This is a genomic window from Shinella sp., from assembly GCF_035998705.1.
Lineage (GTDB): Bacteria > Pseudomonadota > Alphaproteobacteria > Rhizobiales > Rhizobiaceae > Shinella.
Genome location: NZ_DASYHH010000025.1, coordinates 221,436 through 246,342 on the forward strand (window position 1 = coordinate 221,436; position 24,907 = coordinate 246,342).

The 24,907-nt window shown below is 63.9% G+C and carries 25 protein-coding genes; 10 read left to right on the forward strand and 15 right to left on the reverse strand.

All coding sequences use genetic code 11. From position 1 onward, the window contains the following. The 4 genes from VGN93_RS22405 to VGN93_RS22420 all read left to right on the forward strand — a co-directional run bounded on the left by VGN93_RS22405 (position 1) and on the right by VGN93_RS22420 (position 4,065). Positions 1 to 1,116: an ABC transporter ATP-binding protein gene (locus tag VGN93_RS22405; RefSeq protein WP_327509218.1), complete on the forward strand. Its 1,116-nt coding sequence runs from the start codon at positions 1 to 3 to the stop codon at positions 1,114 to 1,116. 20 nt (positions 1,117 to 1,136) lie between these two features. Further along, positions 1,137 to 2,522: an FAD-binding oxidoreductase gene (locus tag VGN93_RS22410; protein WP_327509219.1), complete on the forward strand. Its 1,386-nt coding sequence runs from the start codon at positions 1,137 to 1,139 to the stop codon at positions 2,520 to 2,522. Between the two features lie 26 nt (positions 2,523 to 2,548). Next, the gene (locus VGN93_RS22415; protein ID WP_327509220.1) at positions 2,549 to 2,908 is read left to right on the forward strand and encodes a cupin domain-containing protein; all 360 of its coding nucleotides are present in this window, start codon (positions 2,549 to 2,551) and stop codon (positions 2,906 to 2,908) included. A gap of 134 nt (positions 2,909 to 3,042) precedes the next feature. Next, the gene (locus VGN93_RS22420; RefSeq protein ID WP_327509221.1) at positions 3,043 to 4,065 is read left to right on the forward strand and encodes an LLM class flavin-dependent oxidoreductase; all 1,023 of its coding nucleotides are present in this window, start codon (positions 3,043 to 3,045) and stop codon (positions 4,063 to 4,065) included. A gap of 100 nt (positions 4,066 to 4,165) precedes the next feature. Here VGN93_RS22420 and VGN93_RS22425 read toward each other — a convergent pair whose 3' ends face one another. The 8 genes from VGN93_RS22425 to VGN93_RS22460 form a co-directional block, all read right to left on the reverse strand. Beyond that, entirely contained in the window at positions 4,166 to 6,367 is a 2,202-nt protein-coding gene (locus VGN93_RS22425) for a TonB-dependent siderophore receptor (protein ID WP_327509222.1), read from the reverse strand. Positions 6,368 to 6,526: 159 nt separating this feature from the next. Further along, positions 6,527 to 7,411, reverse strand: a complete 885-nt coding sequence (locus VGN93_RS22430; RefSeq protein WP_327509223.1) for an AraC family transcriptional regulator — start codon at positions 7,409 to 7,411, stop codon at positions 6,527 to 6,529. 132 nt (positions 7,412 to 7,543) lie between these two features. Then, positions 7,544 to 9,049 (reverse strand): tripartite tricarboxylate transporter permease, encoded by a 1,506-nt coding sequence (locus VGN93_RS22435; RefSeq protein ID WP_319314197.1) that lies wholly within the window; start codon positions 9,047 to 9,049, stop codon positions 7,544 to 7,546. 9 nt (positions 9,050 to 9,058) lie between these two features. Then, positions 9,059 to 9,520: a tripartite tricarboxylate transporter TctB family protein gene (locus tag VGN93_RS22440; protein WP_327509224.1), complete on the reverse strand. Its 462-nt coding sequence runs from the start codon at positions 9,518 to 9,520 to the stop codon at positions 9,059 to 9,061. A gap of 93 nt (positions 9,521 to 9,613) precedes the next feature. Beyond that, complete coding sequence (locus tag VGN93_RS22445; RefSeq protein WP_327509225.1) at positions 9,614 to 10,597, reverse strand: tripartite tricarboxylate transporter substrate-binding protein; 984 nt, start codon at positions 10,595 to 10,597, stop codon at positions 9,614 to 9,616. A 198-nt stretch (positions 10,598 to 10,795) separates the two neighbouring features. After that, complete coding sequence (locus VGN93_RS22450) at positions 10,796 to 12,151, reverse strand: sigma-54 dependent transcriptional regulator (protein WP_327509226.1); 1,356 nt, start codon at positions 12,149 to 12,151, stop codon at positions 10,796 to 10,798. After that, the gene (locus VGN93_RS22455) at positions 12,148 to 13,971 is read right to left on the reverse strand and encodes a sensor histidine kinase (RefSeq protein ID WP_327509227.1); all 1,824 of its coding nucleotides are present in this window, start codon (positions 13,969 to 13,971) and stop codon (positions 12,148 to 12,150) included. The genes VGN93_RS22450 and VGN93_RS22455 overlap by 4 nt, the downstream gene beginning before the upstream one ends. A gap of 90 nt (positions 13,972 to 14,061) precedes the next feature. Beyond that, positions 14,062 to 14,565, reverse strand: coding sequence for a heme-degrading domain-containing protein (locus tag VGN93_RS22460; protein WP_327509228.1), 504 nt, complete (start codon positions 14,563 to 14,565; stop codon positions 14,062 to 14,064). A 143-nt stretch (positions 14,566 to 14,708) separates the two neighbouring features. Here VGN93_RS22460 and VGN93_RS22465 point away from each other — a divergent pair, with 143 nt between their 5' ends. After that, positions 14,709 to 15,290 carry a threonine transporter RhtB gene (locus VGN93_RS22465; RefSeq protein ID WP_327509229.1) on the forward strand — a complete coding sequence of 194 codons (582 nt, stop codon included), beginning with the start codon at positions 14,709 to 14,711 and terminating at the stop codon, positions 15,288 to 15,290. A 2-nt stretch (positions 15,291 to 15,292) separates the two neighbouring features. On the opposite strand, the gene VGN93_RS22470 is transcribed toward VGN93_RS22465, so the two are convergent. From VGN93_RS22470 to VGN93_RS22495, 6 genes are all read right to left on the reverse strand, one after another. Beyond that, complete coding sequence (locus tag VGN93_RS22470) at positions 15,293 to 15,586, reverse strand: DUF6074 family protein (RefSeq protein ID WP_319314185.1); 294 nt, start codon at positions 15,584 to 15,586, stop codon at positions 15,293 to 15,295. Between the two features lie 94 nt (positions 15,587 to 15,680). Then, positions 15,681 to 17,003 carry a plasmid replication protein RepC gene (gene repC, locus VGN93_RS22475; RefSeq protein ID WP_327509230.1) on the reverse strand — a complete coding sequence of 441 codons (1,323 nt, stop codon included), beginning with the start codon at positions 17,001 to 17,003 and terminating at the stop codon, positions 15,681 to 15,683. A 156-nt stretch (positions 17,004 to 17,159) separates the two neighbouring features. After that, complete coding sequence (gene repB, locus VGN93_RS22480; protein ID WP_327509231.1) at positions 17,160 to 18,185, reverse strand: plasmid partitioning protein RepB; 1,026 nt, start codon at positions 18,183 to 18,185, stop codon at positions 17,160 to 17,162. 2 nt (positions 18,186 to 18,187) lie between these two features. Further along, positions 18,188 to 19,399, reverse strand: a complete 1,212-nt coding sequence (repA, locus tag VGN93_RS22485; RefSeq protein WP_319314179.1) for a plasmid partitioning protein RepA — start codon at positions 19,397 to 19,399, stop codon at positions 18,188 to 18,190. A gap of 220 nt (positions 19,400 to 19,619) precedes the next feature. Beyond that, positions 19,620 to 19,868: a WGR domain-containing protein gene (locus VGN93_RS22490; RefSeq protein ID WP_327509232.1), complete on the reverse strand. Its 249-nt coding sequence runs from the start codon at positions 19,866 to 19,868 to the stop codon at positions 19,620 to 19,622. 88 nt (positions 19,869 to 19,956) lie between these two features. After that, on the reverse strand, positions 19,957 to 20,415 hold the full coding sequence (locus tag VGN93_RS22495) for a MarR family winged helix-turn-helix transcriptional regulator (RefSeq protein WP_327509233.1): 459 nt from the start codon (positions 20,413 to 20,415) through the stop codon (positions 19,957 to 19,959). 85 nt (positions 20,416 to 20,500) lie between these two features. Between VGN93_RS22495 and hmgA the strand changes: the two genes are divergently transcribed. Continuing rightward, positions 20,501 to 21,841, forward strand: a complete 1,341-nt coding sequence (hmgA, locus tag VGN93_RS22500) for a homogentisate 1,2-dioxygenase (RefSeq protein WP_327509234.1) — start codon at positions 20,501 to 20,503, stop codon at positions 21,839 to 21,841. A gap of 8 nt (positions 21,842 to 21,849) precedes the next feature. Here hmgA and VGN93_RS22505 read toward each other — a convergent pair whose 3' ends face one another. Then, a complete protein-coding gene (locus VGN93_RS22505; protein WP_414714153.1) occupies positions 21,850 to 22,416 on the reverse strand; it encodes a DUF2585 domain-containing protein in 567 nt (188 codons plus the stop codon). Between the two features lie 106 nt (positions 22,417 to 22,522). Between VGN93_RS22505 and VGN93_RS22510 the strand changes: the two genes are divergently transcribed. From VGN93_RS22510 to VGN93_RS22525, 4 genes are read left to right on the forward strand one after another with little or no spacing between them, the layout of a single operon-like run. Beyond that, complete coding sequence (locus tag VGN93_RS22510; protein WP_327509236.1) at positions 22,523 to 23,539, forward strand: fumarylacetoacetate hydrolase family protein; 1,017 nt, start codon at positions 22,523 to 22,525, stop codon at positions 23,537 to 23,539. 4 nt (positions 23,540 to 23,543) lie between these two features. Then, on the forward strand, positions 23,544 to 24,188 hold the full coding sequence (gene maiA, locus VGN93_RS22515) for a maleylacetoacetate isomerase (protein ID WP_327509237.1): 645 nt from the start codon (positions 23,544 to 23,546) through the stop codon (positions 24,186 to 24,188). A 57-nt stretch (positions 24,189 to 24,245) separates the two neighbouring features. Further along, positions 24,246 to 24,485, forward strand: a complete 240-nt coding sequence (locus VGN93_RS22520) for a type II toxin-antitoxin system VapB family antitoxin (protein ID WP_256116302.1) — start codon at positions 24,246 to 24,248, stop codon at positions 24,483 to 24,485. Next, the gene (locus VGN93_RS22525) at positions 24,485 to 24,880 is read left to right on the forward strand and encodes a type II toxin-antitoxin system VapC family toxin (protein ID WP_327509238.1); all 396 of its coding nucleotides are present in this window, start codon (positions 24,485 to 24,487) and stop codon (positions 24,878 to 24,880) included. Before VGN93_RS22520 ends, VGN93_RS22525 begins: the two co-directional genes overlap by 1 nt. The last annotated feature ends 27 nt before the right edge of the window (positions 24,881 to 24,907 follow it).

Sequence of the window (24,907 nt, forward strand, 5' to 3'; positions counted from 1 at the left end):
ATGAATGCACCCCAACGCTCCGCCGGCGCCGCGATCGAAATCCGCAAGGCCTCCAAGCGCTACGGCGCCTTCACGGCCCTCAACGATATCGACGTGCACATCCGCCCCGGCGAATTCATGACGCTGCTCGGCCCCTCCGGCTCCGGCAAGACAACGACGCTGAACCTGATCGCCGGTTTTACCGATATCAGCTCCGGTTCGCTGGAAATCGGCGGCAGACAAGTCACCGGCCTGCCCTCGCACAAGCGCAATATCGGCGTCGTCTTCCAGCACTACGCGCTGTTCCCGCACATGACGGTGGGCAAGAACGTCGCCTATCCGCTGACCTTGCGCGGCATCAAGAGCGAGGACCGCGAGCGCCGCGTGAAACGCGCGCTCGACATGGTGAAGATGACGGATTTTGCCCACCGTTATCCCAACGAGCTCTCCGGCGGCCAGCAGCAGCGCGTAGCACTCGCCCGGGCGCTGGTCTTCGACCCACCGCTGCTGTTGATGGACGAACCGCTCGGCGCCCTCGACAAGAAGCTGCGCGAATGGCTGCAGCTCGAAATCAAGCGCATCCACCGCGAGCTTGGGACCACCTTCGTCTACGTCACGCACGACCAGGAGGAGGCGCTGGTTCTCTCCGACCGGATCGCCGTCTTCAACGGCGGCCGCATCGAGCAGATCGGCACGGGCCGCGAACTCTACGACCATCCGGCAACCCTGTTCGTCGGCCGCTTCATCGGCGAATCCACCGTTCTGCGCGGCCCGACGGAGATCGTGGACGGCGACACGGTGATGACCATCGGCAGCGACAAGGTCGTGGCGCACGGTCGCCTGCCCGGCGATGCACGGCCGGTCATCCTGCTCCGGCCCGAGCGTACCGCGCTGAAACGCCCCGGCACGGACGCCGTCAGCGGCGAAAACCGCCTCTCCGGCACGGTCGAGGAGGCGATCTATCTCGGCTCCGGCTCGAAATACGAGGTGCGGCTGACGGACGGCACCACCGCCGTCGTGCGCAGCCCCCTTGGTGGCGCCGATTTCAGGATCGGCGACGCGGTGGACGTCACCTTCACGCCCGCCGACCTCACCCTTCTTCCCGACGATGCCAGCGCCGACGTGACGCTGACCTGAACCCACCGAAAGCACATCCCATGGACGTCAAGACCAACGGCAACATTTCCTTCTGGTATGCCGATATCGGAGGCATTCCGCAAAAGCGCCCTCCCCTGCCCGGCGACCGCGAGGCCGATGTCTGCATCATCGGCGCCGGCTATACCGGCCTGTGGACCGCCTACTACCTGAAGAAGGCCGATCCCACGCTGAACATCGTCGTGCTGGAGCGCGAATTCGCCGGCTTCGGCGGTTCGGGCCGCAATGGCGGCTGGCTCTCCGGCGGCTTCAGCTGGTCGCGGGAGAAATATGCAAAAACCTCCAGCCGCGGCGCGGTGGTCGACATGCAGAACGCCATGGCCGGAACGGTCGATGAGGTCGAGCGCGTCACCAGGGCCGAGGGCATCGATGCCGACCTGATCCGGGTCGACAAGCTCGTCGCCGCCACCAATGAAGCGCAGCTTGCGCGGGTGCGTGAAGAATACCAGTTCGCCCTCGACTGGCAGATGCCGCCGGAGCGCCTGCAACTGCTGTCGGCGCAGGAGGCTGCCAAGCGCATCAACATCGCCGACGTCCAGGGCGCCGTGCTCTACCGCAACATGGCGCGCGTGCAGCCGGCAAAGCTGGTGCGGGGCCTTGCCAAGGTGGTCGAAGGCCTCGGTGTGGCGATCTACGAGGGAACGAGCGTCACCTCGTTCGAAAAGGGCCGCGTCGACACCGACCGCGGCACGGTGCGCGCCAGATCCATCATCCGCGCCACGGAAGGATTTTCCGCCGGCCTGCCGGGCTATGAGCGCACCTGGCTCGCGCTGAACAGCGCCCAGATCGTCACCGAACCCGTGCCGGAAGCGCTGTGGAGAGAGATCGGCTGGGCCGGTCACGAGCTGCTCGGCGACGCGGCGCATGCCTATTGTTACGCCCAGCGCACCCGCGAGGGCCGCATCACCATGGGCGGGCGCGGCGTGCCCTATCGCTACGGCTCGGCAACCGACGTCAACGGCCAGACGCAGCAGGCGACCATCGACGCGCTGCACGGCATCCTGACACGCCTGCTGCCGCAGACGAAATCGCTGAAGATCGACCATGCCTGGTGCGGCGTGCTCGGCGTGCCGCGCGACTGGTGCACGACGGCGGGCTTCGACCGCTCCACCGGCATCGGCTGGGCCGGCGGGTATGTCGGCCTCGGCGTCTCGTCCTCCAACCTCGCCGGCCGCACGTTGACCGACCTCGTGCTCAACCGCGAGACGGCGCTGACCGGCCTGCCGTGGGTGAACCGCACCGTGCGCAAATGGGAACCGGAGCCGTTCCGCTGGCTCGGCGTGCACTCCATGTACCAGCTCTACCGCATGGCCGACGAACGTGAATTCGCCGGCCTGCCGAAGACCTCCAAGCTCGCGGCCCTTGCCGACGCCATCACCGGCCATTGAACTTTTATGGAATGACAGGATAGATCATGATCAGTTTTGAGAATTTCGGCGACCTTCTCGGCCGCGATATCGGCCCCTTCGCATCGAAGCCGACCTCCATCGAAGGTAACCAGGAGGAGGCCGCCCTGACCTTGTGGGAAAGCCCGGATGGCAAGATGGACACCGGTATCTGGGAATGCACCCCCGGCCGTTTCACTGCGGACCGCACCGACAATGCCGAAATCTGCCACCTGCTCACCGGCCGGGTGACGTTGCACAATGAGGACGGCACGAGCCGTGATATCGGGGCGGGCGAGATGTTCGTGCTGCCGCTCGGCTGGCGCGGCGAATGGACGATCCACGAACGGACCCGCAAGATCTACACGATGGTTGCAAGGGGCGTTTAACACATAAGGCGCGGGACGGCTTCAAATTGTGAACGCTGCGTTCCCGTTCCGCGCCTTTTCAAGCCTGCCTCGATACCCCATGTTCCGGACCGAGACCCTCTCCAACGGACGCTCCCGCGTCGAGGCCCATATCCATGAAGAAAATCGGTTTCCTGTCCTTCGGGCATTGGACCCCCTCCCCGCAATCCGAGACCCGCTCGGCCGGCGATACGCTGCTCCAGTCGATCGACCTTGCCGTCGCGGCTGAAGAGCTTGGCGCGGACGGCGCCTATTTCCGGGTGCATCACTTCGCCCGCCAGCTCGCCTCGCCCTTCCCGCTTCTGGCGGCCGTCGGCGCGCGGACAAAAAAGATCGAGATCGGCACGGCCGTCATCGACATGCGCTACGAAAACCCGCTCTACATGGCGGAAGATGCCGGCTCCGCCGACCTCATTTCGCAAGGGCGCCTGCAACTCGGCATCAGCCGCGGTTCGCCGGAACAGGTCATCGATGGCTGGCGCTATTTCGGCTACGAGCCGCAGGAGGGCCAGAGCGACGCCGACATGGGCCGCCGCCACGCCGAAGTGTTTTTGGACGTGCTGAAGGGCGGGGGTTTCGCCGAGCCGAACCCGCGGCCGATGTTCCCCAATCCGCCCGGCCTGTTGCGCCTGGAACCGCATTCCGAGGGCCTGCGCGAACGCATCTGGTGGGGCGCGAGCTCGAACGCCACCGCCGTCTGGGCGGCGAAACTCGGTATGAACCTGCAAAGCTCGACGCTGAAGAACGACGAGACGGGCGAGCCGTTCCACGTCCAGCAGGCGGCTCAGATCCGCGCCTATCGCGAGGCCTGGAAGGAAGCGGGCCACGCCCGCACGCCGCGCGTCTCGGTGAGCCGCAGCATTTTCGCCCTCGTCGATGATCGCGACCGCGCCTATTTCGGCCGCGGCGGCAAGGAAGCGGATTCGATCGGCTATATCGACGACCAGACGCGGGCGATCTTCGGCCGCTCCTATGCCGACGAGCCCGAGAAGCTGATCCAGCAGCTTGCCGCTGACGAGGCGATCCGGGAAGCCGACACGCTGCTCCTGACCGTGCCGAACCAGCTGGGTGTCGAATATAACGCGCATGTCATCGAGGCGATCCTGAAACACGTCGCACCGGCCCTGGGCTGGCGCTAGGCGCGTTTTCCAGCGCGAACGCTACACGACAAGCCAAAAACGATAAAAGCGCGCCAGGGAGCCCCTGGCGCGCTTTTTGTCTTGTGCCCTTCGGGCAGGATCAGAACGACGTGCTTGCCTTCAGCATGAACGTACGGCCCGCGCCATAGCCGCAGGAGTTCGCGCCCTGGCAGGTCGCGACATATTCCTTGTCGAGCAGGTTAGAGACGTTCAGCGCGACGCCCCAATTGTCCTTCTCGTAGCGGATGGCCGCATCGACCAGCGTGGCGGCGGGAACCCGGAGCGTGTTCTCCCGGTCGGCCCAGGACTTGCCGATATGACGCACGCCGGCAGCAACGCTGACGCCCTGGAGCATATCGTCCTGGAAGGTGTAATCCGCCCAGAGCGACGCCGTGAGGTCAGGAACCTGGATCGGCGTGTTGCCGGCCGGCGTGCCGTCGAACGCGCCGCCCGTCGCCTTGGTGACTTCCAGGTCGAGATAGGTCAGCGCACCGATGATCTTCAGGCCATCCGTGACGTTCGCCTGGATCGAGGTCTCAAACCCGCGGGCTTGCACTTCGCCGATGGCAGCCGTTTCCGGGATGCCGTTGACCGTGATCGTGCTCGGCACGTTTTCGCGCGTGATGTCGAAATAGGCGGCCGTGATGAGCGCATCCATGAAGTCCGGCTGGTACTTGATGCCGACTTCCCACTGCTTTGCCGTCTCCGACTTCAGCAGGTCGCCGTCATTGTCCGTCGAGGTCGTCGGGTTGAACGAGGTCGAGTAGCTGACATAGGGCGTCAGGCCGTTTGCGAGTTCATAGGCGAGCGCCGCACGCCAGGTGAATTCGCCCTCGTCGCTTTTCGTGGAGTTGGCGGCGTTGATGTTATCGTCGAGCTCGGTCTTCACGAAATCGTAGCGCCCGTTCAGCGTGGCAATCCAGCCACCACCGAACTTGATCTGGTCCTGCGCATAGATGCCGAGCTGGTCGCGCTTCAGGTCCTGATCGAGATACGGCGCTCCCAGCGCCGGAGGAACGACGCCGTAAACCGGGTTGAGCGGATCAAGGTCCAGGTCGCCGAATCCGACGGCTTGCGCCTGGTCGATGGAATAGCGCCGGTAGTCCAGTCCGAGAAGAAGGTTATGATCGAGTACGCCTGTCGCGAACTCGCCTTCGAGCTGGTTATCGACCGTGAAAATACCGACATCCGTGTCATGCGCGAACCGGTAGCGGGCGAGCTTCGTGGGATCGGTCAGCGACCATCCGTTGGCGTATAGCGCGTCTTCCTTGAGCGAGACGCTGGCGTAGCGCAGGTTCTGGCGGACCGTCCAGTTGTTGTCGAAAGTATGCTCGAACTCATAGCCGATCATGGCCTGCTTGCGATCATATTCATCGATGCTTTTGTCGCCATAGAACAGGTCGGTCGGGATGCGCCCGACGCCCGGCTGGTCCTTGACCGTGCCGAAATAGGGCAGGAAGCCCGTGCTGGTGTGCGTCAGGTCGATGTGCTGGTACGAGCTGAGAATGGTGAGGCTGGTGCCTTCGTCGGGCTGCCAGGTCAGGCTCGGCGCGATCGTGCCGCGAAAATCATTCGACTTGTCCGTCTCCCAGCCGCCGCCGGAGATCTTGCCTGTCAGGCGGTAGCTCAGGACGTCGTCGCCGCCGAGCTTGTCGCCGAAATCCAGGCCGAGATAGCCGTTGCCGAAGCTGTTGATGCCGGTCTCGACATAACGCAACGGCTCATCGGTCGGGCGCTTGCTGACGAAGTTGACGAAGCCGCCCGGGCTGGCGCCGCCGTAAAGCGCCGAACTCGGCCCCTTGATGACTTCGATGCGCTCCAGGAAGAAGGGATCGACGAGGAAGGTGCCGAAGCCGGTCTGGAACAGCGAAAGCCCATCGAGGAAGACACCGGTCTGCTCGGCCTGGAAGCCACGGATGAAGAGCCAGTCCGTGTCGGAATCCGTGCCGTAGGTGGAGGCGTTCACGCCCGCGACGTAGCGCAGGGCCTCGTCGATCTTCTGCGGGCTCTGGTCGTCGATCTGCTCGCGGCCGACGACGGAGACCGATTGCGGGATCTCGTTGAGGTCGGTCGCGGCCTTGCTGCCGGTGCGCGTGGACTTGGCGACGACGCCGCGGACAGGTTCGACACCGGTATCGGCGACCGCACTGGGATCGCCCTGTTCGACCCGCACTTCTTCCAGCCGTGTCGCGCCTTCCGCGTCCTGTGCAAAGGTGGAAAGCGGCGCCAGCAGGCCGATCGCCGCCGTACCGCAAACAAGCGCCAGCCTCAACCGCCGCTGGTTCTTCGACTTCATCATCATCTGCGCGTCCCCACTCACCCGCCCGCCTGCCTGGACGGTCTTCCAAAGATAAGATGAGTGCTTAACTCAGTTTTAACGGTCGGGCTTGTCACATTCCGCGAAAATAGAACGTTCTTGGGCAATTTTCCGGATAATGAATATTCGCCCGGTGGCTCAAGCTCAGGCGAGCTGCGCCTTCTGCCAATGGGCCGGCGTCGTGCCGAAATTCTTGCGGAAAACCCGGGTGAAATGCGCCTGGTCGGCGAAACCGGTCTCGGCGGCGATTTCCGTCAGCGGCTGATTGCCATTCAAAAGCAATTGCTTGGCGCGCCTGAGCCGGGCATTCACCTGCCATTGGTGCGGTGCGACACCCGTCGAGGCCTTGAAGGCGTGGCTGAAATGGGATTGCGACAGGCCGATGAGGCCCGCCAGCTCCTCCAGCCGGATATTGCGCAAGCAGTTTTCTTCAATGAAATCGGTCGCGCGGCGCAGTTGCCAGCCGGCAAGCTTGCTGCGCTTGCGGCTCGGCGCCTTGGCGAGTTTCATCACGTCGATGATCAGCGCCAGCGCCAGGCCGTCGCCATAGAGGTCGTGCAGCGGCTGCGGGTTGGTGCACTCGGCGGCGATGAGCTGGGCAAGCGACAGCAGGCGATTGTCGGAGAAGAACAGCTGCGGCGTCGCGAGCCGCTCGGGATCGAGGTCTTCCGCCAGCCGCCGGCTGATCGTCTCGGCGTCGAAATGCAGGTCGAGATGGCGCAGGAACTGGTGGTCGGCAAGGTCCGCCCACAGCTCGAATTCGGCGGGGATATAGGCGATCGGGCAATGCCGCCAGTCCTCGACCGTCTCCGTGCCGCCCGGCGCCAGCCGGATGCGGGATTCGCCGGGGCCGCGTTTGTCGAGCAGGATGAAGAGACGCGGATCGCGCCCGACATAATACCCGCCGGCATTGGCGGCGCATTCCACGTCCCACACATCGGCGACGATGCCGTTCCAATGCCGACGGCTGAGACCGCCGACAACGGAGAAGCCTTCGATCCTGTTCTGCATGCGCGGCTGGAACGTCATCTTTCCTACCGGCTATTCCTTCTGTTTTTGGTCAAGTTTTTGTAACCCGAATCTCGCGGCGTTGCAATATCGCCAAAATGCAGGAGGGGCGGCTCGCGCCGCCCCTCCCTCCCCCGCAGGTTTTTTCTTGAGCTAGTCTTCTTCTTGGAAAACCTGTTCACGCTTCTTCTTGACCGAAGGCAGGAAGACGACGAGGAGAACCGCCAAGGCAATGCCCAGCAGGATCGCGCTGATCGGGCGCGTGAAGAACGTCGTCGGATCACCGCGCGACAGGATCATGGCGCGGCGGAGATTCTCTTCCAGCAGCGGGCCGAGCACGAAGCCAAGCAGCAGCGGCGCCGGCTCGCAACGCAGCTTGACCAGCAGGTAGCCGCCAAGGCCGAACATCGCCACCGCATAGAGGTCGAAGACGTTGGAGTTCACGCTGTAGACGCCGATCGAGCAGAAGGCCATGATAATCGGGAAGAGCACGTAGTAAGGCACCGTCAGCAGCTTCACCCACAGGCCGATCAGCGGCAGGTTCAGCACCACGAGCATCAGGTTGCCGATCCACATGGAGGCGATGATGCCCCAGAACAGCGTCGGCTGCTCGGTCGCAACGTTCGGGCCGGGAACGATGCCCTGGATGATCATCGCGCCGACCATCAGCGCCATGACCGGATTGGCCGGGATGCCGAGCGTCAACAGCGGGATGAACGAGGTCTGCGCGCCGGCATTGTTGGCCGATTCCGGTCCCGCGACGCCGGCAATCGCGCCGTGGCCGAACTCTTCCGGATGATCCGAGACGCGCTTTTCCACCGTGTAGGAGGCGAAAGCCGCGAGGATCGCCCCTCCCCCCGGCAGGATGCCGAGCGCGGAGCCGATCGCCGTGCCGCGCAGCACCGGCCCCGCCATACGCTTGAAGTCGTCCTTCGTCGGCCAGAGACCGCTGACCTTGGCCATCAGCACCGTGCGCGTCTTCTCGCCTTCGAGGTTGCGCAGGATTTCGGCGATGCCGAACACGCCGACCGCCACCGCCACGAAGTTGAGCCCGTCGGCATACTCCCGGATGCCCAGGGTGAAGCGCGGCGTGCCCGTATAAATGTCCGTGCCCACCAGCCCGAGCAGCAGCCCGAGTGCCACCATCGCCAGCGCCTTGACGATCGAGCCGTGCGCCAGCGCGATCGAAGAAACGAGGCCGACGACCATCAGCGAGAAGTATTCCGCCGCACCGAACTTCAGCGCGATGGCGGTCAACGGGATCGCGAAGACAGCGACGAGGAAGGTCGAGACCGTGCCGGCGAAGAAGGAACCGAGCGCGGCAATGGAAAGGGCCGCCCCTGCCCTGCCCTTGCGGGCCATCTGGTAACCGTCGATCGCCGTCACCGCGGAGGAGGATTCGCCCGGCATGTTGATCAGGATCGCCGTGGTCGAGCCGCCATATTGCGCGCCGTAATAGATGCCGGCGAGCATGATCAGCGAGGAGACCGGCTCCAGCTGGAAGGTGATGGGCAGCAGCATGGCGATGGTGGCCGTGGCGCCGATGCCGGGCAGCACGCCGATCAGCGTGCCGAGCAGCACGCCGATAAGGCAGAAGAACAGGTTCTCTGGCGAGGCGGCCGTCGAGAAACCGAGGGCGAGATTGCTGATGAGATCCATGGTCGCCTCCTACAGTCGGGTCCAGGGGCCGAACCGCTCGAACGGCAGGCCCAGGGCATAACTGAAGACCACGACGGAGAAGACCGTGATGGCGACGGCGAGCAGAAGCGCCATCAGCGGCGTCATGCGACTTGAGGCGAAGGCGGCAATGAGCGCCGCGAAAAACAACGACGGCACGAAGCCGAGGCCGCGCACCGTCAGCCCGAAGAAGACCGGGGCGGGCAGGATGAAAAGCATGCCGCGCAGCGCAAGCGGCCCGATCGGCTCGCCCTTGACCCTTGTTGCCTGCACCAGCACGACGACGCCCAGAACCGTCAGGATCGAGGCCAGCACCAGCGGAAAATAGCCCGGCCCCATGCGGAACGCCGTACCAAGTTCAAGGTTAAGGCATTGATAAACAAAGAAGCCGCCAAGCGCGATGAAGGTCAGGCCGCATATCGCATTGGTGCTGTCGAACTCAAATTGTTTCATGGGATCCCCTCGTCCTGCGGCCGGAATGGGCCGCGCAGGCGGTCAGGGATCGTGACGGCGTTGACCGCCGTCACGATCCGATCCGCGCAAACCTCAGTCGGCGTACTGGCCGGCCGCCTCGATCACGGGCTTCCAGCGGGCGATCTCGCCTTCGAGTTTCGCCTTGAGCGCCGCCGGCGTGGCGTCGGCCTCGGCGGAGGGAACCGTGCCGAGTTCGGCGAAGCGGGCAACGACGTTCGGGTCCTTCAGCGCGCCCTGCAGCGACTTGGAGAGACGCTCGGTCACCTCGGCCGGCGTGCCCTTCGGCGCGTAGATGCCATGCCAGATGCCGACCTGGAAGCCGGCAAGGCCGGCCTCTTCCGCCGTCGGAAGATCCGGCAGGTTGGCGAGGCGTGCCGGCGAGGTCACGGCATAAGCCTTGATCGTGCCGCCCTGGATCTGCTTCGTCGTGTTGGTCGTCTGGTCGCACATCACGTCGACCTGGCCGCCGAGCAGGTCGGTCATCGCCGGGCCGGTGCCCTTGTAGGGAACCGTAACGAACTGCGTCTGCATGGCGCTCATCAGCATCATGCCGCAGAGATGCGAGGCCGCGCCGATGCCGGCATTGGCGACCGTCACGGTGTCCTTGTTGGCCTTCATATACTCGATGAGGCCCTTGAGATCGGTCGGCTCGAGATCCTTGCGGGCGACGATCGCCATCGGCACGTCGGTGACGAGGCCGACATATTCGAAGGCGTTCAGCGTGTCATAGGCGAGCTTGCGATAGAGCGTCGCGCTGGTCGCCATGCCGATATGGTGGAGCAGCAGCGTGTAGCCATCCGCATCGGCGCTTGCGACGCGGCCCGCACCCAGCGTGCCACCGGCGCCGCCGACATTCTCCACGACGATCTGCTGGCCGAGATCCTTCGACATGGCTTCGGCGACGAGGCGGGTCACCGTGTCGGTCGGGCCGCCGGCCGCGAAGGGCACGACCATGGTGATGGTGCGTTCCGGATAGGTCTGGCCAAGCGCAGAGGTGGCGAGCAGCGATACGGCGAGTGCGGCCGACACGCCTAACAGGGCTTTCAAGGTCTTCATCAAATCCTCCCGATGAAATGCCCAGCCGACGTGGCTCCTCCCGCGCCGGTTCTGGATGGCCTAGAAGGGGCTCAGCAGGCCGAGTCGGCAAGCGGCGAGGGAAATTTACGGGCCAGTTTACGGCGGTAAACCGCGCTGAATGGGTGGGATGGGGGACAAAGCGTCGGAGCAATGGGTGGAAATCCACCCACGAAGGTGTCAGAGATCGTCCTGAAAGGCCGTCGCGCTGATGTTTTTATCGAGCCCGTATTTCTGCATCTTCTCGTAAAGTGTCTTGCGTGACACGCCGAGCTGCTCGTAAACCGGCTTGAGACTACCGCCATGGGCGGCCAGAGCCGTGGCGATCAGCCCTCGCTCATAAGCCGCCACCTTGTCGGCAAGCCGCTGCGGGCCGGTGTCCGACGAGCCATCCTCCGGCGACGTGTCGAGCCCGAGCACGAGCCGGTCGGCGGAATTGCGCAATTCGCGCACATTGCCGGGCCAGCTCCGGCCGGCAATTTCCGTCATCAGCTCCGGCGGTACCTCGACATCGTTGCGCACGTAGCGCGCCGCGGCCTCGCGCACGAGCTGAAGGAAGAGCAGGGGAATATCCGCCCGCCGCTGCACCAGCGAGGGCACATGCAGCGTTGCGACGTTCAACCGATAGAACAGATCGGCCCGAAAACGGCCGGCCGCAACCTCGGCCTCAAGATCCACCTTGCTGGTCGCGACGAAGCGCACGTCGAGCGGCACGGGCTCGTTGGAACCGAGCCGGGTGATGACGCGCTCTTGCAGCACGCGCAGAAATTTCGCCTGGAGATCGAAGGGCATCGAGCCGATTTCGTCGAGCAGGATCGTGCCGCCACGGCCATGTTCGAATTTGCCGTAGCGCGGCCGGAGCGCGCCCGGAAAGGCGCCCGCCTCATGGCCAAAAAGCTCGCTCTCGATGAGGTTTTCCGGCAGCGCCGCGCAGTTGATGGCGATGAACGCGCGATTTGCCCGGGCGCTGATATCATGCAACGCCCGCGCCACGACCTCCTTGCCGACGCCGGTCTCGCCGACGATCAGCGTGTCGGCATCCGTCGCGCCGATTGCCCGCAGTCTATAGCGCAGGTCCACCATAACCTGGGTCCGCCCCGGCAGGCGCGCCTCTATATCGTCCCGCTTGCCGGCGACGGCGCGCAGCCGCCGGTTCTCCAGCACGAGGCTCCGGCGGTCCATGGCGCGGCGGATGATGCCGGCGAGGTGTTGCGCCGTAAACGGCTTTTCGAGAAAGTCATAGACGCCCGCCCGCATGGCGCTGACCGCAAGCTGCACATCCGCATGGCCCGTCACCAGGATGACCGGGACTTCCGGATCCACCTCGCGAATACGCTGGAGCAACGTCATACCGTCCATGCCCGGCATTCGGATATCGCTCACCACGACGCCATCGAAGGCAAAACCGACGAGTTCGAGCACTGGTTCGGCGCTGGCAAAGGTATCGACTTCGAGACCGAAGAGTTCCAGCGCCTGCGCAGAGGAGCGCCGCATCTCCTCCTCGTCGTCTATCAGCAGGATGCGCGGCTCCGTCATTCCGCCGCCGCCCGCACGGAGGCCGCGACATCGAGCACGATGCGGAAAACGGCGCCGCCTTCCGGGTGGTTCCCGACCGAGAGACTTCCACCGAAGTCCTTGATAATATTGTAGGAAATAGACAGCCCAAGGCCGAGCCCCTTGCCGACACCCTTGGTCGTGAAGAAGGGGTCGAAGATGCGCTCGGCGATGGCCGCAGGCACACCCGGGCCGCGGTCGTGCACTTCGACGATCACATGCTCCTCTTCGCGACGCGCTGTAAGCACGATCCGCCTGTCATCCAGCCCCTCCACCGCATCGGCCGCGTTACTGATGATGTTGACCAGCACCTGTTGCAGGCGAACCGGGCCGGCTTTCACCACAAGGGCTTGCTCGTCAAGCTGCACGACAAGCTTCGCATCCGCCGCCTTCAACCGGGGCGCGACGATTTCCAGCGTATCCGCAATGACGTCGGGGAGGGGAACAGGCCCGAGTTTCTCGTTCGGCTTGCGGGCAAAATTGCGTAAGTGGCGGCTTATCGAGGCCATGCGGTCGATCAGGCCGGAGATGCGGCGAACATTATCCTGCGCTTCCGGCACGCGGCCGCGGTCGATCAGCAGCGCAGCACTATCCGCATAGGTCTTTGCCGCAGCGAGCGGCTGGTTGAATTCATGCGAAAGCGCCGCCGACATCTGGCCGAGCCCTGCGAGCTTTCCGGCCTGGATGAGGTCGGCCTGTGTCTTGCGCAGCTCCTGTTCGGTCAAACGCCGCTCGGCGATTTCCAATTCGATCTGCTCATTGACGCGGGCAAGGTCCGCCGTGCGCTCATCGACCCGCCGCTCCAGCTCGTTGCGGGTTTCCTCCTGCAGGCGCAGCCGCTCCTCTATGCGGGCGCGGCGCTGCCACAACACGGCGAGGCCAAGGGTCGCAAGGCAGATGAACAGCAGGATGGCGATGAGCGCGGTGCGCGCCTGCGTCCGCACCGACGCCGTGTCGAGCAGCACGTTCACGGTCCAGTCCGCTTCGGGCATGTAGTGCGACAGCCGAAGATATTCCCGCGTCGTGCCTTCGCCGGCGATCCGCATCAGATGTTGACCGTAGTAAACACTCTCGGTGACGGGCAGCGGCCTGAGCTCGGCTTCGGCATAACGCCGGGATGTCTGGGTGCGGGCGAGGCGTGCCGCATCGAGCGGCAGGATGCCGGAATAGAGCCATTCCGGACTGCCGGTCATGAAGATGATGCCTTCCGGATCTGCCACGAAAAGCTTGTATTCACCGCCGCGCCAGGAACTCTCGATGGAATCGATATCGACCTTGAAGACGATGACGCCGAGAATCTTCCCGTCGACATCCACGGGAGAGGAAAAGTAGTAACCACGTTTCAGCGAGGTCGTGCCCAACGCATAGAATCGCGCCTGCCGGCCCGCGATGGCATCCTGGAAATAGGGGCGGTAATCGAAATTCTGCCCGACGAAGGTTCCCGGCATCTCGTAATTGCTGGCGGCAATCGTATTGCCGTCCGGCGTCATCACATAGATGTCGGAGGATTCCAGCAGACCATTGATTTCCCTCAGATATTCGTTCGCAACCTGGCGCAGCGCAGGATCGTTCGGGGCTTGCAGCAGCGCTTCGATGTCGTCATGGTCGGCAATCAGCGCGGGCAGGGGTTCGTAACGGCTGAGATGACCGCCGAGTGCCGCCACGGCAAGACGCAGCGCGGAACCCGCCTGCGACGACGCCTCGTCCATATAGCTGCGGGTCAGCAACGTGCCCCCTTGCAGGATGGCGAGCACGACGACGACCGGCACGATCGCGAAGGCCAGGGCATGACGCAGCTTCATGGAACGACGGCTCCTTTCCGCTTCCTTTCGGCCGGTTGGCCGCCGCCTATCCTAATCAGCCCCCAGCCTCTTTCCTAGAGGGGAGGGGGGTTAGTCGGTGAGACGGTTGTCGCCGAGATCGACATTCAGGAAACCGGCAATCGCATCGGTGACGATTGCATGGTCGACGCGCTGCGGCACGCCGGAAACCGTGACCGCGCCGACGCAGCCGAGATCGGCGACGAAGAGCGGAAAACCACCGCCATGCACGGCATAGTCGGCATGGGCGAGATTGTGCGCCTCTATCTGCTCGCGACCGGACAGCGCCAGCCGCCGTCCGACGAGATAGGAGGAGTGCCAGAGCCGCAACACGGTGTTGCGCTTGCGGCGGATCCACTCGACATTGTCCGTCGACGTGCCGGGCAGGGCGCAATGGAAGAGGGCGCGATCACGCAGCGAAATGTCGATCGCGACACCGGCGCCGATAGCCAGGGCTGTTTCGCGCACGCGGTTGCCGAGCGCCCAGGCGTCGTCGGGGCTGAACCGGCTGAAGCGCAGGAGCCGTTCCTGTTCTTCCAACCGCCGGATGTCTTCTGCAATCGTCTCCGCCATCATGTCCCCCATCCGGATTTTCGTGACCGATCCTTATCGGGAGTCTCGCGCGAGGGGAAGGGCGTGTTCACTTGATGGAGATCAAGGTTGCGGGGAGGGGAGGCCGTAGGGTAGGGGAGGTCACAGCATCCATTCCCGGGGTCGTCATGCCGGACAGCTTTTTCGTCTTCGCCATCCTCGCGCTGCTCCTGACGCCCGGCCCGACCAACACGCTGCTGACGGTCGGGGCCGCCGCACGCGGCTTGCGCGCCAGCCTTCCGTTGCTTTTCGGGGAGCTCGCCGGTTATCTCATCGTCGTGGTGCCGCTTGCGACGATCGCCGCGACATTGCTGGATGGACGTCCGGCGCTGGCAATCGCCCTTCGTCTCGCCGCCGCCGGATGGGTGCTGTTTCTGGCGTTCCGGCTCTGGCGCCTGGCATCCACGAAGGAGAACCGGGACGCGGGATCGCCCGTCACGATGGGCCAGGTTTTTTTGACAACTGTCCTCAATCCGAAAGCACCGATCATCGGGCTCGTCATCATGCCGCATGGCCCATTGATGGAGATCGCGCCGGCCCTCGGTCTTTTCAGCCTGCTGGTCGCCGGCGCCGGCACGAGTTTCCTCGTGCTGGGCAGCCTTGTCGGACGGGCGCCGCTTCTGTCACCGCGCCTGGTCTACCGCGCCGCGGCCGTCTTTCTCGTGATCTTTTCACTGGGTCTTGCCGGCAGCGCGTCCGGCCTTATCTGAAGTCAGCCCTCATCCGCATCATGCAGACGCATGAGTTCCTGCTGGACCTCGTCCTGGAAGGCGAAAACGGCGTTGCGCGCCTGGTTCTCGTTCGAGCCGAGCTTGCGCAATTCGTCCGCCAGTTCCCGGCAGACTCTGAGCCAGTAGAGCCGCGCGTCCTCGCCATGCAAGCCGCCAAGCTCCCCGGCGCAACGCCGCACATGGGCCGTGCGACGTTCGGCGGGAAACGGAACGACCGGTCCGGTCTCGGTGGGAATGGAACGGCGGCGCGGCTGGACCGAGGCGTGAGGGGGCATTGATTCGGGCTTCCTTATCTTCCCCCCATGATTAGGAGCCCCATGGTTAACGTGCGGTTTCCGCGGTGAATTTCGCTGTGCCAAGCTGCGACCATCACCCCGCCTGCTTGGCCGGAACGCCGTTCGTCCGCGTTAGCGCCATCAGCATCGGGCCAAGCGAGAATTCGCCGCGCTCCGCCCTGCGGGTGAGGTCGCGCAGATACCCCCCGGCGGAGTTGATGTGTCCGGATCGCTCCAGGATGCAGCCGATCACGGTCGCGGCATTTTCCGGCCCGAGCACCGCGCAAGCCTGTTCATAGGCGGAAGGGCTGATCGCCAGCATCGAGCGCACCACCACCGCCGCCGTCATCAGGTCGCGCCAACTCGAAATCGCGCCCCCAGGGCCGAAGGCCACGATTTCCGGGCAGGCCCGCAGCACAAGCCCCAACGGATAGGGTTTTTGCGGGTCCGAAGCGTTCGCCGGCTGTGGATAGACCCCTTTCGCCGGTGTCGGCACATCGACGGGCCATTGCGAATACCGGGCGTCCGGTTTTTCATCCTGCTCCATCCGCCGCGCGGTCGAACGGTCCGGTCTGGCCTCGCCTTTGCGGCCCTGCTTCGTTTCGAAGCTTGGTTCAAGATCAGATAGGGATTCGGGTTTTGAATTCTGTTTGTGCCGCTCAGTATGGCGGGCATTGCCATCCGGTTCTTGTAAAATAATATGCTGTTCCAGGCTCTTGAGGATTTCCAGGCGCAAGGCCTCGAGAGCGGCAAGCGCCGGTGTCAGGTTTTCGGGCGTCCGCAAACGCGGCAGGGCCTGGACCTCGCGGCGATAGTCGGCTTCGTAACGCATCCAGTCTCCGGCAAGGCCGTCTTCCAGCGCCGTCTCGATCAGCTTGGCGATATCCCGGCGAACGAGCGTGACCCGCTCGCGCAGACGCTGCAAAAGAAGGCGTTCGGCGGTGACCTCCGCGGCAAGTCGTTCGATTTCTCCTGCCCGGGCGAGCAAGGGGGCCAGCGAGAAGCCGAAGGCCTCGCCGATCGAGCCTTGCTGGTCGCGTCGCACATAACGCTTGCCGTTCGGGCTGTCGCGGCGCGTGAGCAGACCGCTGTCCACCAGCGCCGCCAGGTGCCGGCGCAGCGTGGTCTCGGCCATGCCGTGCGTGCGCAGCGAAAGCTGCGCATTGGAGGGAAACACCACCAGCCCGTCGCCGCCGCTGAGTTCCGTCTTCGGATGAAAACTCATCAAGGCATTCAGCACCGAGAGCGCCCGGTCGCTGATGCCGAGTTTCACCCGGGCCTCACAGAGCCAGCGATAGAGCTTCCACTTGTCGATGCTCGCCTCGGGCGAGACCGTTTTGGCGACTGCCTGGCTTGCCAACATGCCAAGTGTCATCGCGCGCCGCCCGAAGGGCGTCGTTATGCCGTCCGTCTCCATCTCTCTTCACCTTTCAACAGGCAAAAGAGACCCCATCACCGAAACCGGCGCCGAAAAGGCTTGACTGTGATTCGGGGAAGTGCGATTCTCAGGCTGCTAAACGATGAGAAGGGCTTCCGCGACGGTAACGTTGAGGGGGCCTTTTTCTTTTGCGGATCAATCTCCCGATTTCTGTTTGTTTTCAGCACGAAACGCCTCGTAGAGGCGGTCCAGGTTCTGGGTGATGTAGGCGCCGAAGGCGGGCGCTTGCGCGGCCTTCAGCGCGATCGTGTACCGGCTGCCGTTCGTCTTGATGCTGGCGCGCACGGCACCGTCCCTGCGCGACCATTCCACCGCCGCGGGCTTGGCCGCCTCCGCGGGTTCCTTTTTCGAAAGATGGCCGCTGACGAGGTTGAAGCGATCTTCGGGCGTGCGGCTTTTCACCCGCTCGCGCGCAAGAAACTCCACCGCCTTGTCCTCATTGGCCGGATCGTCGAAACGGGTCGCAAGCTCATGCCACCGATCGCGGCCGATGGTCAGCGCCGGGCCGATCGCGCCGCGCACACTCTTGGGGATGCGGTTCACCACCGACAGCATCTTCGAGACGGTCGTCTTGTCGGCGCTCAGCGCCGCCATGATCGTCTCGCGATCGAAACCCCGCGTCTCCAGTTCGCCGGCAAAGGTCGCCCGCTCGAGGAAGGAGAGATCGGCGCGCGCGCTGTTCTCCTGGCCCTGCGCGATGACATGGTCGCGGTCGGTCAGCGCCTTGACGACGGCGCGAACGGGGCGGCCGAGCAGGCGCGCCGCGCGCGCACGGCGATGGCCGAAGGCGATCTGGTAGACGCCGGATTTTTCCGGATGCGGGCGCACGAGGATCGGCGAATCCTGCCCGCGCACACGCATGGCCTCGACCAGTTCCTGGAATTGCTCGTCCGAATGGGCGAGGCGGTCGGAAATGAAGGATTCCTCGATCTCGTCCGGCTCGAGCTCGATGACGATTTCACCGGCCGTCAGCTTTGCCTCGATCTCCTTGGCGGCATCCGCCTTGGCAGCGAGCGCATCGATGCTGCGCGTCACCGCGCCGAGCGCGCCGATGCCCTTGTAGGTCACATGCTGGCGCAACTCGTCCTGCACGGGGTTTACCGACGTCAACTTTTCCGCCGTCGGTGACATCAGATTGGAAAGAACGTTCTTGCGCGCCATGATTAACGCCCCCATGCCTTGTGGATCAGTTCGACGATTTCCGCATTGACCGCCTCCATGGATTCGATCGCCCGGTCATAGGTGGCACGCGTGAACTGGCTCCGGTCGACCTCATAGAGTGTCTGGTTGGTGAGTGCGGCATCCGCAATGGCGACACTGCGCACCATCGAATTGGTCAGCACATGCTGCTTGAACAACGAGCGCATGAAGGCGACCATCTGGGTCTGCGGGCCATCCGCCGGATCGTAACGGGTAACCAGATACCGCAGCCAGTCGAGGTTCATATTGCCGCCCGCACTTTTCAGCGTGTTCAGCACCTCGCCCAGCATCTGCAGGAACTGGCACATCGACATGACGTCGAGCATCTGCGGATGCACGGTGATCAGCACCGCAGTCGCGCCGCAGATCGCGCTCATCGTCAGGAAGCCGAGCTGCGGCGGGCAGTCGATCACCACCACATCGTAATCGTCGGCGACGGAGGACAGCGCCTCGTCCAGCCGCGCGAAGAAGATCCGGCCGTAATCGTTCCTGTCGCCCTGCGACAGCACACGCGGCGTGTCGTGCTCGAACTCCATGAGTTCGAGATTGCCGGGCACGATATCGAGGCCGGGGAAATTGGTCTTGCGGATGATGTCTTTCAGCGGCCGCCGATGCTCGTCGTAGCGGATGGCGCCGTAGAGCGTCTCGTTCTCGTTGACGTCGAATTCCGGCTGGAAACCGTGCACCGCCGAAAGGCTCGCCTGCGGATCGAGATCGACCGCAAGCACCCGGTGGCCGGTAAGCGCCAGATGCTGGGCGAGATGGGCCGTCGTCGTCGTCTTGCCGGAACCGCCCTTGAAGTTCACCACCGCGATGACCTGGAGATGGTCGGTGCCGCGCCGGCGCGGCAGGTAACGCTGGCCGCCGCGGCCGTTCTGCTCCAGATATTCGCGCATTTCCTGCAACTGCTCGGCCGAATAGGACCGGCGGCCTGACGGCGTCACCTGCGGCAGCGGTCCCTTGGATTCCAGCGAAAGATTGCGCAGATAACCGCTCGTGACGCCAAGAAAATGCGCCGCCTCGCTCAGTTGGAACTGGCGCAGGCTCTTCTGGGCGACGGGAGGAAACATCTCCAGCCGGTGCTGCTTCAGCTTGTCCGACAGTTCGTGCGCCTGCCCGATGATCAGCTGATCGACCTCGGAAATTGCCTGTCCAAACATTGCGGCCATATTCATGTCGGGAATCTCAAAATGCGATTTCAAGCCCACTTGTGGGTTTAAACCGCATTTAGAACCGATTCTGATTATAGGGCAAGGCAATAATGGTTAACGCACCCCGCACTCCCGGCGCTGGCACGTCCATGAATGAGACTTTAGCGTATTGACCATCGCCCGGCTATCGGCATGTCCCGATTCGATTGGGGAAAACTCCGGAAAATTAACCTTTTCAGTCCCTTCACGCCTCGACGTAACCGCGCCTGCGCCGTCTGGCGACCTGCCGGGCGAACATCGCCTCGGCCTCCGCCAATGTCGCATGCAGGCTCAGCGCTTGCCGACCGCTTGTGCCGATACGGCCCCAGTGGCGCAGCACGGCGACTTCGCCGAACAGCGTCGGCTCCAGCGAAAGCATATAGAAGCGCGCCATGTTCCGCGTAGCGTCGATGCGGCGGAAGCGGTAGGCCGGGGAGGGGATGGTGTTCGGCATGCGCAGGATTCTGCCGAAGCCGCGAATCACCGTCCAATGAAAGCTTTGAATCGATCCGGGCGCATCGATTCATCTGCGTGATGGATCGTCAGTCGCTTGGCCCGCGCCGCGCCGGTTGCACCGCCAGCGTCGCTTCGATCGTCGCGAGGCCTGCCTGGAGTTGCTCCAGGCCGCTCGCGTCAAGAAGCCGGGCCAGTTCCTGCTCGTATTCATGCGCCAGCGCGATCATTTCACCATAGATGCGCCGGCCCGCCGGCGTGAGGTCCAGATGCTCGATCCGGCGGTCGGCGGCATCCTCGCTGCGCTTCAGCCAGTGTTTTTCCTCCAGCGCCCGCACAGCGCGCGACACCTTCGTCTTGTGCATGCTGGAATTGGCGCCGATTTCCGTCGCGGTCATGCGGCCATAGGAGCCGAGGGCCGCAAGCGCCCGCCATTCCGGCCGGGTCATGCGGTAGCGCGTCCGGTATTGCGCGGCAAAACGCTGGCTGACCAGTTCTGCCGCCTGGTTGAGGCGGTAGGGTAGGAAGGTTTCGAGCCGGAAGTCCATGGACCGCGCCTTGATGGTTACAAAATGGACAGTTACATCTGTAACCACCTGACGACAAGGGTGCTTTGCAAGAGGAGGCCAAGCCATGCCGGACCATGCCGCTGAGACCGCCAACAGCCTGAAATACATGCCCGGCTTCGGCAATGATTTCGAGACGGAATCCTTGCCAGGCGCCCTGCCGCAGGGCCAGAACAGCCCGCAGAAATGCAACTACGGCCTCTATGCCGAGCAGCTTTCCGGCTCGCCCTTCACCGCGCCGCGCGGCACCAACGAACGCTCCTGGCTCTACCGCATCCGCCCGAGCGTGCGCCACACCCGCCGCTTCTCCAATGCCAGCTATCCGCACTGGAAAAGCGCGCCCTGCCTCGACGACCATTCCCTGCCGCTCGGCCAGTTGCGCTGGAACCCGCTGCCTGCGCCGAAGGAAACGCTCAGCTTCCTTGAAGGCATGCGCACGATGACGACGGCCGGCGACGTGCTGACCCAGGTCGGCATGGCCGCACACGCCTATACGTTCAACGCCGACATGGTGGACGACTATTTCTTCGATGCCGATGGCGAATTGCTCGTCGTGCCGCAGCTGGGTGCGATCCGCGTCTTCACCGAAATGGGCATCATGGATGTCGAACCGCTGGAAATCTGCCTCATCCCGCGCGGCATGATGTTCAAGGTCTCCCGTCTGGGCGAGGGCGACGTCTGGCGCGGCTACGTCTGCGAGAACTACGGCGCGAAATTCACCCTGCCGGACCGCGGCCCGATCGGCGCCAACTGTCTTGCCAACCCGCGCGATTTCAAGACGCCGGTCGCAGCCTACGAAGACAAGGAGACGCCGTGCCGCGTGCATGTCAAATGGTGCGGCAAATTCTACGTCACCGAGATCGGCCATTCGCCGCTCGACGTGGTCGCCTGGCACGGCAACTACGCGCCGTTCAAATACGACCTGCGCACCTATTCCCCGGTCGGCGCGATCCTGTTCGACCATCCCGACCCGTCGATCTTCACCGTTCTGACCGCGCCGACGGAAGAAGCCGGCACGGCGAATATCGACTTCGTCATCTTCCCGCCGCGCTGGCTGGTGGCCGAGCACACATTTCGTCCGCCCTGGTATCATCGCAATATCATGAGCGAATTCATGGGGCTGATCCATGGCCAGTACGACGCCAAGGAGGAGGGTTTCGTGCCCGGCGGCATGAGCCTGCACAATATGATGCTGCCGCACGGACCGGACGCGACTGGCTTCGACAAGGCGTCGAACAGCGCGCTGAAGCCCGTCAAGCTCGACCACACCATGGCCTTCATGTTCGAGACGCGCTACCCGCAGCAGCTCACAAAATTCGCCGCCGAGCTGGAAACCTTGCAGGACAACTATCTCGAATGCTGGGATGGCTTGGAACGCAAATTCGACGGCACGCCGGGCATCAAATGAAGGGTCGTTCAGCCGCCCTGCCAAACCTTCACCGCTTCCAGCGGCCAGACGAGCATCAGGATGTTGAGCGCCAGGCCGTCGCGGATAAGGTAGGTGGTTACGCCCTCGAAGACGACGATGAGCGCGACGCTCGCCCAGACGGGCAGCCGCGAGGCCAGGAAGAAGCCGACGACCATGGCGAAAATATCGGCGCTCGAATTGATGACGCTGTCACCGAAATAGTCGAGCGAGATCGTCGACTCGCGATAGCGATTAATGATCATGTCGGTGTTTTCGAGGATTTCCCAAGCGCATTCGAGGACCAAAGAGAGCGTCAGGCGCAGGTTGATGCCGGCTTTGGGCAGGATCAGCGTGAAGAGGCCGAAGAACAGGATGCCGTGGATGATGTGGCTCGGCGTGTACCAATCGGAGAGATGCTGCGAATTTTCCGAGGAAACGACGACGCCGTGCCACAGTTTGACATATCCGCACTTGCAGATGAGCGGCTGACCCATCGTATAAAGGAGAAGTGCCGTCGCGCCGATGAAGCCGGCGGCGAGCAGCAGGGAATTCAGGACCGTGCGGTTCACGCGGATTTCCTTGAGAATGCGATGCGCCGCAGAACGCGGCGCATCGGGTGGAGACAGGCGGCCGGAAGATGACACATCCTTGCGGCTGGAAACAAGATCGGGAGAGAGACGCATGAAGCTTGCGACACTGAAGGATTCCACCCGCGACGGCCGCCTGGTCGTCGTCTCGCGCGACCTGACGCTCTGCTCGGAAGTCGGGCACATCGCCCGCACGCTGCAGGCGGCGCTGGACGACTGGGCGCATGTCGCGCCACGGCTGGAGCGGGTTGCCGAAGGGCTGGAAACCGGCGCGCAGCCGACCACCCGCTTCCACGAGCACGACGCCGCCTCGCCGCTGCCGCGCGCCTACCAGTGGGCGGACGGCTCGGCCTATGTCAACCACGTCGAGCTGGTGCGCAAGGCCCGCAATGCCGACATGCCGGAAAGCTTCTGGACCGATCCGCTGATGTACCAGGGCGGCTCCGACAGCTTCTTGGGCCCGCGCGACCCGATCCTGGCGGCCGACGAGACCTTCGGCATCGACATGGAGGGCGAGATCGCCGTCATCGTCGACGACGTGCCGATGGGCGCGAGCGCGGAGGAAGCGCGCGACGCGATCCGCCTCGTCATGCTCGTCAACGACGTGTCGCTGCGCGGGCTCATCCCCGCCGAACTCTCCAAGGGTTTCGGCTTCTTCCAGTCGAAACCCGCCTCCGCCTTCTCCCCCGTCGCCGTGACGCCGGACGAGTTGGGCGAGGCCTGGGATGGCGGAAAACTGCATCTGCCGCTCCTCGTCTCGCTCAACGGCAAGGCCTTCGGCAAGGCGGAAGCCGGCGTCGACATGACCTTCGATTTCGGCCAGCTCGTCGCCCATGCGGCAAAGACCCGGCCGCTCGTTGCGGGCTCGATCATCGGCTCCGGCACCGTCTCCAACAAGCTCGACGGCGGCCCCGGCAAGCCGGTCGCGGAGGGTGGCGCGGGTTATTCCTGCATCGCCGAACTCCGCACCATCGAGACGATCGCGACCGGCACCGCAAAAACGCCCTTCATGAAGTTCGGCGATGTCGTGCGCATCGAGATGAAGGACAAGACCGGCCATTCGATCTTCGGCGCGATCGAGCAGACCGTAAAAGCCTACGAAAAGGATTGAACCGATGAGCGGCGAGATCGTGCTTTTCGACTACTGGCGCTCGTCCGCCAGCTACCGCGTGCGCATCGCGCTCGAAAGCCTCGGTCTCGCCTATCGGCGGGAATCTGTCGATCTGCTCGACGGGAAACAGCGCTCGCCGGAGCACCGCGCCCGCAACCCGCAGGGCCTCGTGCCGGCGCTCGCGATCGACGGGCACATGCTGACGCAGTCGCTCTCGATCATCGAATACCTCTCGGAGACGCGCCCTGAGGCGCATTTCCTGCCGTCCGATCCGCTCGGCCGGCAGCGGGTGCGGGCGATTTCCTATGCCATCGCCATGGAGATCCACGCCGTCTGCAACACCGGCGTCGTCGGCCATCTCATGACGCTGACCGGGGACGGGGAGGCGGCGCGCGCCGAGTGGATGAAAAAATTCATCGGCGAGGGTCTCGCTGCCGTCGAAACCCTGCTCGACAATCCGGCGACGGGAAAGTTCTGCCACGGCGATATGCCCACCATGGCCGATTTCTGCCTCGTGCCGCAGGTCTACAATGCCGAACGCTGGGGCGCCGATATCAGCGCGCTGGAGAAAGTGCGCCACATCACTGACAACTGCCGCGCCCTCCCGGCCTTCCAGGCGGCGCATCCGGAGACGGTGAAGCCGGCTTGAGCTTTTATTTGCGGGTTCGGGATGTTATATATACCTTCGATTGATGAAGGATATACCATGCCGCTCTACGTGAAGGACCAGGAGGTCGACCGGCTAGCGGAAAAGCTGTCCACGCTGCGCAAGGTCAGCAAGACCGAGGCGGTGCGCCAGGCGCTGACGCATGAGCTGGAGCGCGCGGAGAACGAGCCGACGCTGGTGGAAAAGGCCGTTGCCATGACACGGGAGCTGAACCGGAAGTATTCTCCGACCGGCCTGAAGGCTGACAAAGCCTTCATCGACAGCCTCTACGAAGACTGATGTTCGTCGATGCTTCCGCTATCGTCGCCATGATGACAAACGAAAGCGACGCCGCGTCGCTGTCGTTACGCCTCATGACGGCCACTTCGCGCGCAACGTCACCAATGGCGCTTTGGGAGGCTTCCGTCGCCTACAGCCGCATTTCCGGCGTCGAACCGAAGGCTGCTTTGCGTGAGGTGGAAGCCTATATTCGACCGCTTGAAATCGAGGTCATCGCGATCTCGCCGGCAGCGACTGCGGCCGCCGTCGAGGCATACCAGCGTTTCGGCAAGGGCCGCCACCCGGCCGGGCTCAATTTCGGCGACTGTTTCGCCTATGCCTGCGCAAGGCACCTCGACGTGCCGCTGCTCTACAAGGGCGACGACTTTTCGCAGACGGATATCGAAACCGCGTGAAAACCGCCCCGCCGAAGCGGGGCGATT

What these genes read in the sequence shown, in the direction of transcription:
- VGN93_RS22510 (WP_327509236.1), top strand. Translation starts at nt 22,523, where the DNA reads ATGAAGCTTGCGACACTGAAGGATTCCACCCGCGACGGCCGCCTGGTC.
- repA (WP_319314179.1), bottom strand. Translation starts at nt 19,399, where the DNA reads ATGAATATGGCCGCAATGTTTGGACAGGCAATTTCCGAGGTCGATCAG.
- VGN93_RS22470 (WP_319314185.1), bottom strand. Translation starts at nt 15,586, where the DNA reads ATGCCCCCTCACGCCTCGGTCCAGCCGCGCCGCCGTTCCATTCCCACC.
- VGN93_RS22450 (WP_327509226.1), bottom strand. Translation starts at nt 12,151, where the DNA reads ATGACGGAGCCGCGCATCCTGCTGATAGACGACGAGGAGGAGATGCGG.
- VGN93_RS22435 (WP_319314197.1), bottom strand. Translation starts at nt 9,049, where the DNA reads ATGGATCTCATCAGCAATCTCGCCCTCGGTTTCTCGACGGCCGCCTCG.
- VGN93_RS22410 (WP_327509219.1), top strand. Translation starts at nt 1,137, where the DNA reads ATGGACGTCAAGACCAACGGCAACATTTCCTTCTGGTATGCCGATATC.
- VGN93_RS22440 (WP_327509224.1), bottom strand. Translation starts at nt 9,520, where the DNA reads ATGAAACAATTTGAGTTCGACAGCACCAATGCGATATGCGGCCTGACC.
- repC (WP_327509230.1), bottom strand. Translation starts at nt 17,003, where the DNA reads ATGGAGACGGACGGCATAACGACGCCCTTCGGGCGGCGCGCGATGACA.
- VGN93_RS22495 (WP_327509233.1), bottom strand. Translation starts at nt 20,415, where the DNA reads ATGGACTTCCGGCTCGAAACCTTCCTACCCTACCGCCTCAACCAGGCG.
- VGN93_RS22425 (WP_327509222.1), bottom strand. Translation starts at nt 6,367, where the DNA reads ATGATGATGAAGTCGAAGAACCAGCGGCGGTTGAGGCTGGCGCTTGTT.
- VGN93_RS22420 (WP_327509221.1), top strand. Translation starts at nt 3,043, where the DNA reads ATGAAGAAAATCGGTTTCCTGTCCTTCGGGCATTGGACCCCCTCCCCG.
- VGN93_RS22525 (WP_327509238.1), top strand. Translation starts at nt 24,485, where the DNA reads ATGTTCGTCGATGCTTCCGCTATCGTCGCCATGATGACAAACGAAAGC.
- VGN93_RS22465 (WP_327509229.1), top strand. Translation starts at nt 14,709, where the DNA reads ATGCCGGACAGCTTTTTCGTCTTCGCCATCCTCGCGCTGCTCCTGACG.
- hmgA (WP_327509234.1), top strand. Translation starts at nt 20,501, where the DNA reads ATGCCGGACCATGCCGCTGAGACCGCCAACAGCCTGAAATACATGCCC.
- VGN93_RS22460 (WP_327509228.1), bottom strand. Translation starts at nt 14,565, where the DNA reads ATGATGGCGGAGACGATTGCAGAAGACATCCGGCGGTTGGAAGAACAG.
- VGN93_RS22445 (WP_327509225.1), bottom strand. Translation starts at nt 10,597, where the DNA reads ATGAAGACCTTGAAAGCCCTGTTAGGCGTGTCGGCCGCACTCGCCGTA.
- repB (WP_327509231.1), bottom strand. Translation starts at nt 18,185, where the DNA reads ATGGCGCGCAAGAACGTTCTTTCCAATCTGATGTCACCGACGGCGGAA.
- VGN93_RS22405 (WP_327509218.1), top strand. Translation starts at nt 1, where the DNA reads ATGAATGCACCCCAACGCTCCGCCGGCGCCGCGATCGAAATCCGCAAG.
- VGN93_RS22455 (WP_327509227.1), bottom strand. Translation starts at nt 13,971, where the DNA reads ATGAAGCTGCGTCATGCCCTGGCCTTCGCGATCGTGCCGGTCGTCGTC.
- maiA (WP_327509237.1), top strand. Translation starts at nt 23,544, where the DNA reads ATGAGCGGCGAGATCGTGCTTTTCGACTACTGGCGCTCGTCCGCCAGC.
- VGN93_RS22520 (WP_256116302.1), top strand. Translation starts at nt 24,246, where the DNA reads ATGCCGCTCTACGTGAAGGACCAGGAGGTCGACCGGCTAGCGGAAAAG.
- VGN93_RS22490 (WP_327509232.1), bottom strand. Translation starts at nt 19,868, where the DNA reads ATGCCGAACACCATCCCCTCCCCGGCCTACCGCTTCCGCCGCATCGAC.
- VGN93_RS22430 (WP_327509223.1), bottom strand. Translation starts at nt 7,411, where the DNA reads ATGACGTTCCAGCCGCGCATGCAGAACAGGATCGAAGGCTTCTCCGTT.
- VGN93_RS22415 (WP_327509220.1), top strand. Translation starts at nt 2,549, where the DNA reads ATGATCAGTTTTGAGAATTTCGGCGACCTTCTCGGCCGCGATATCGGC.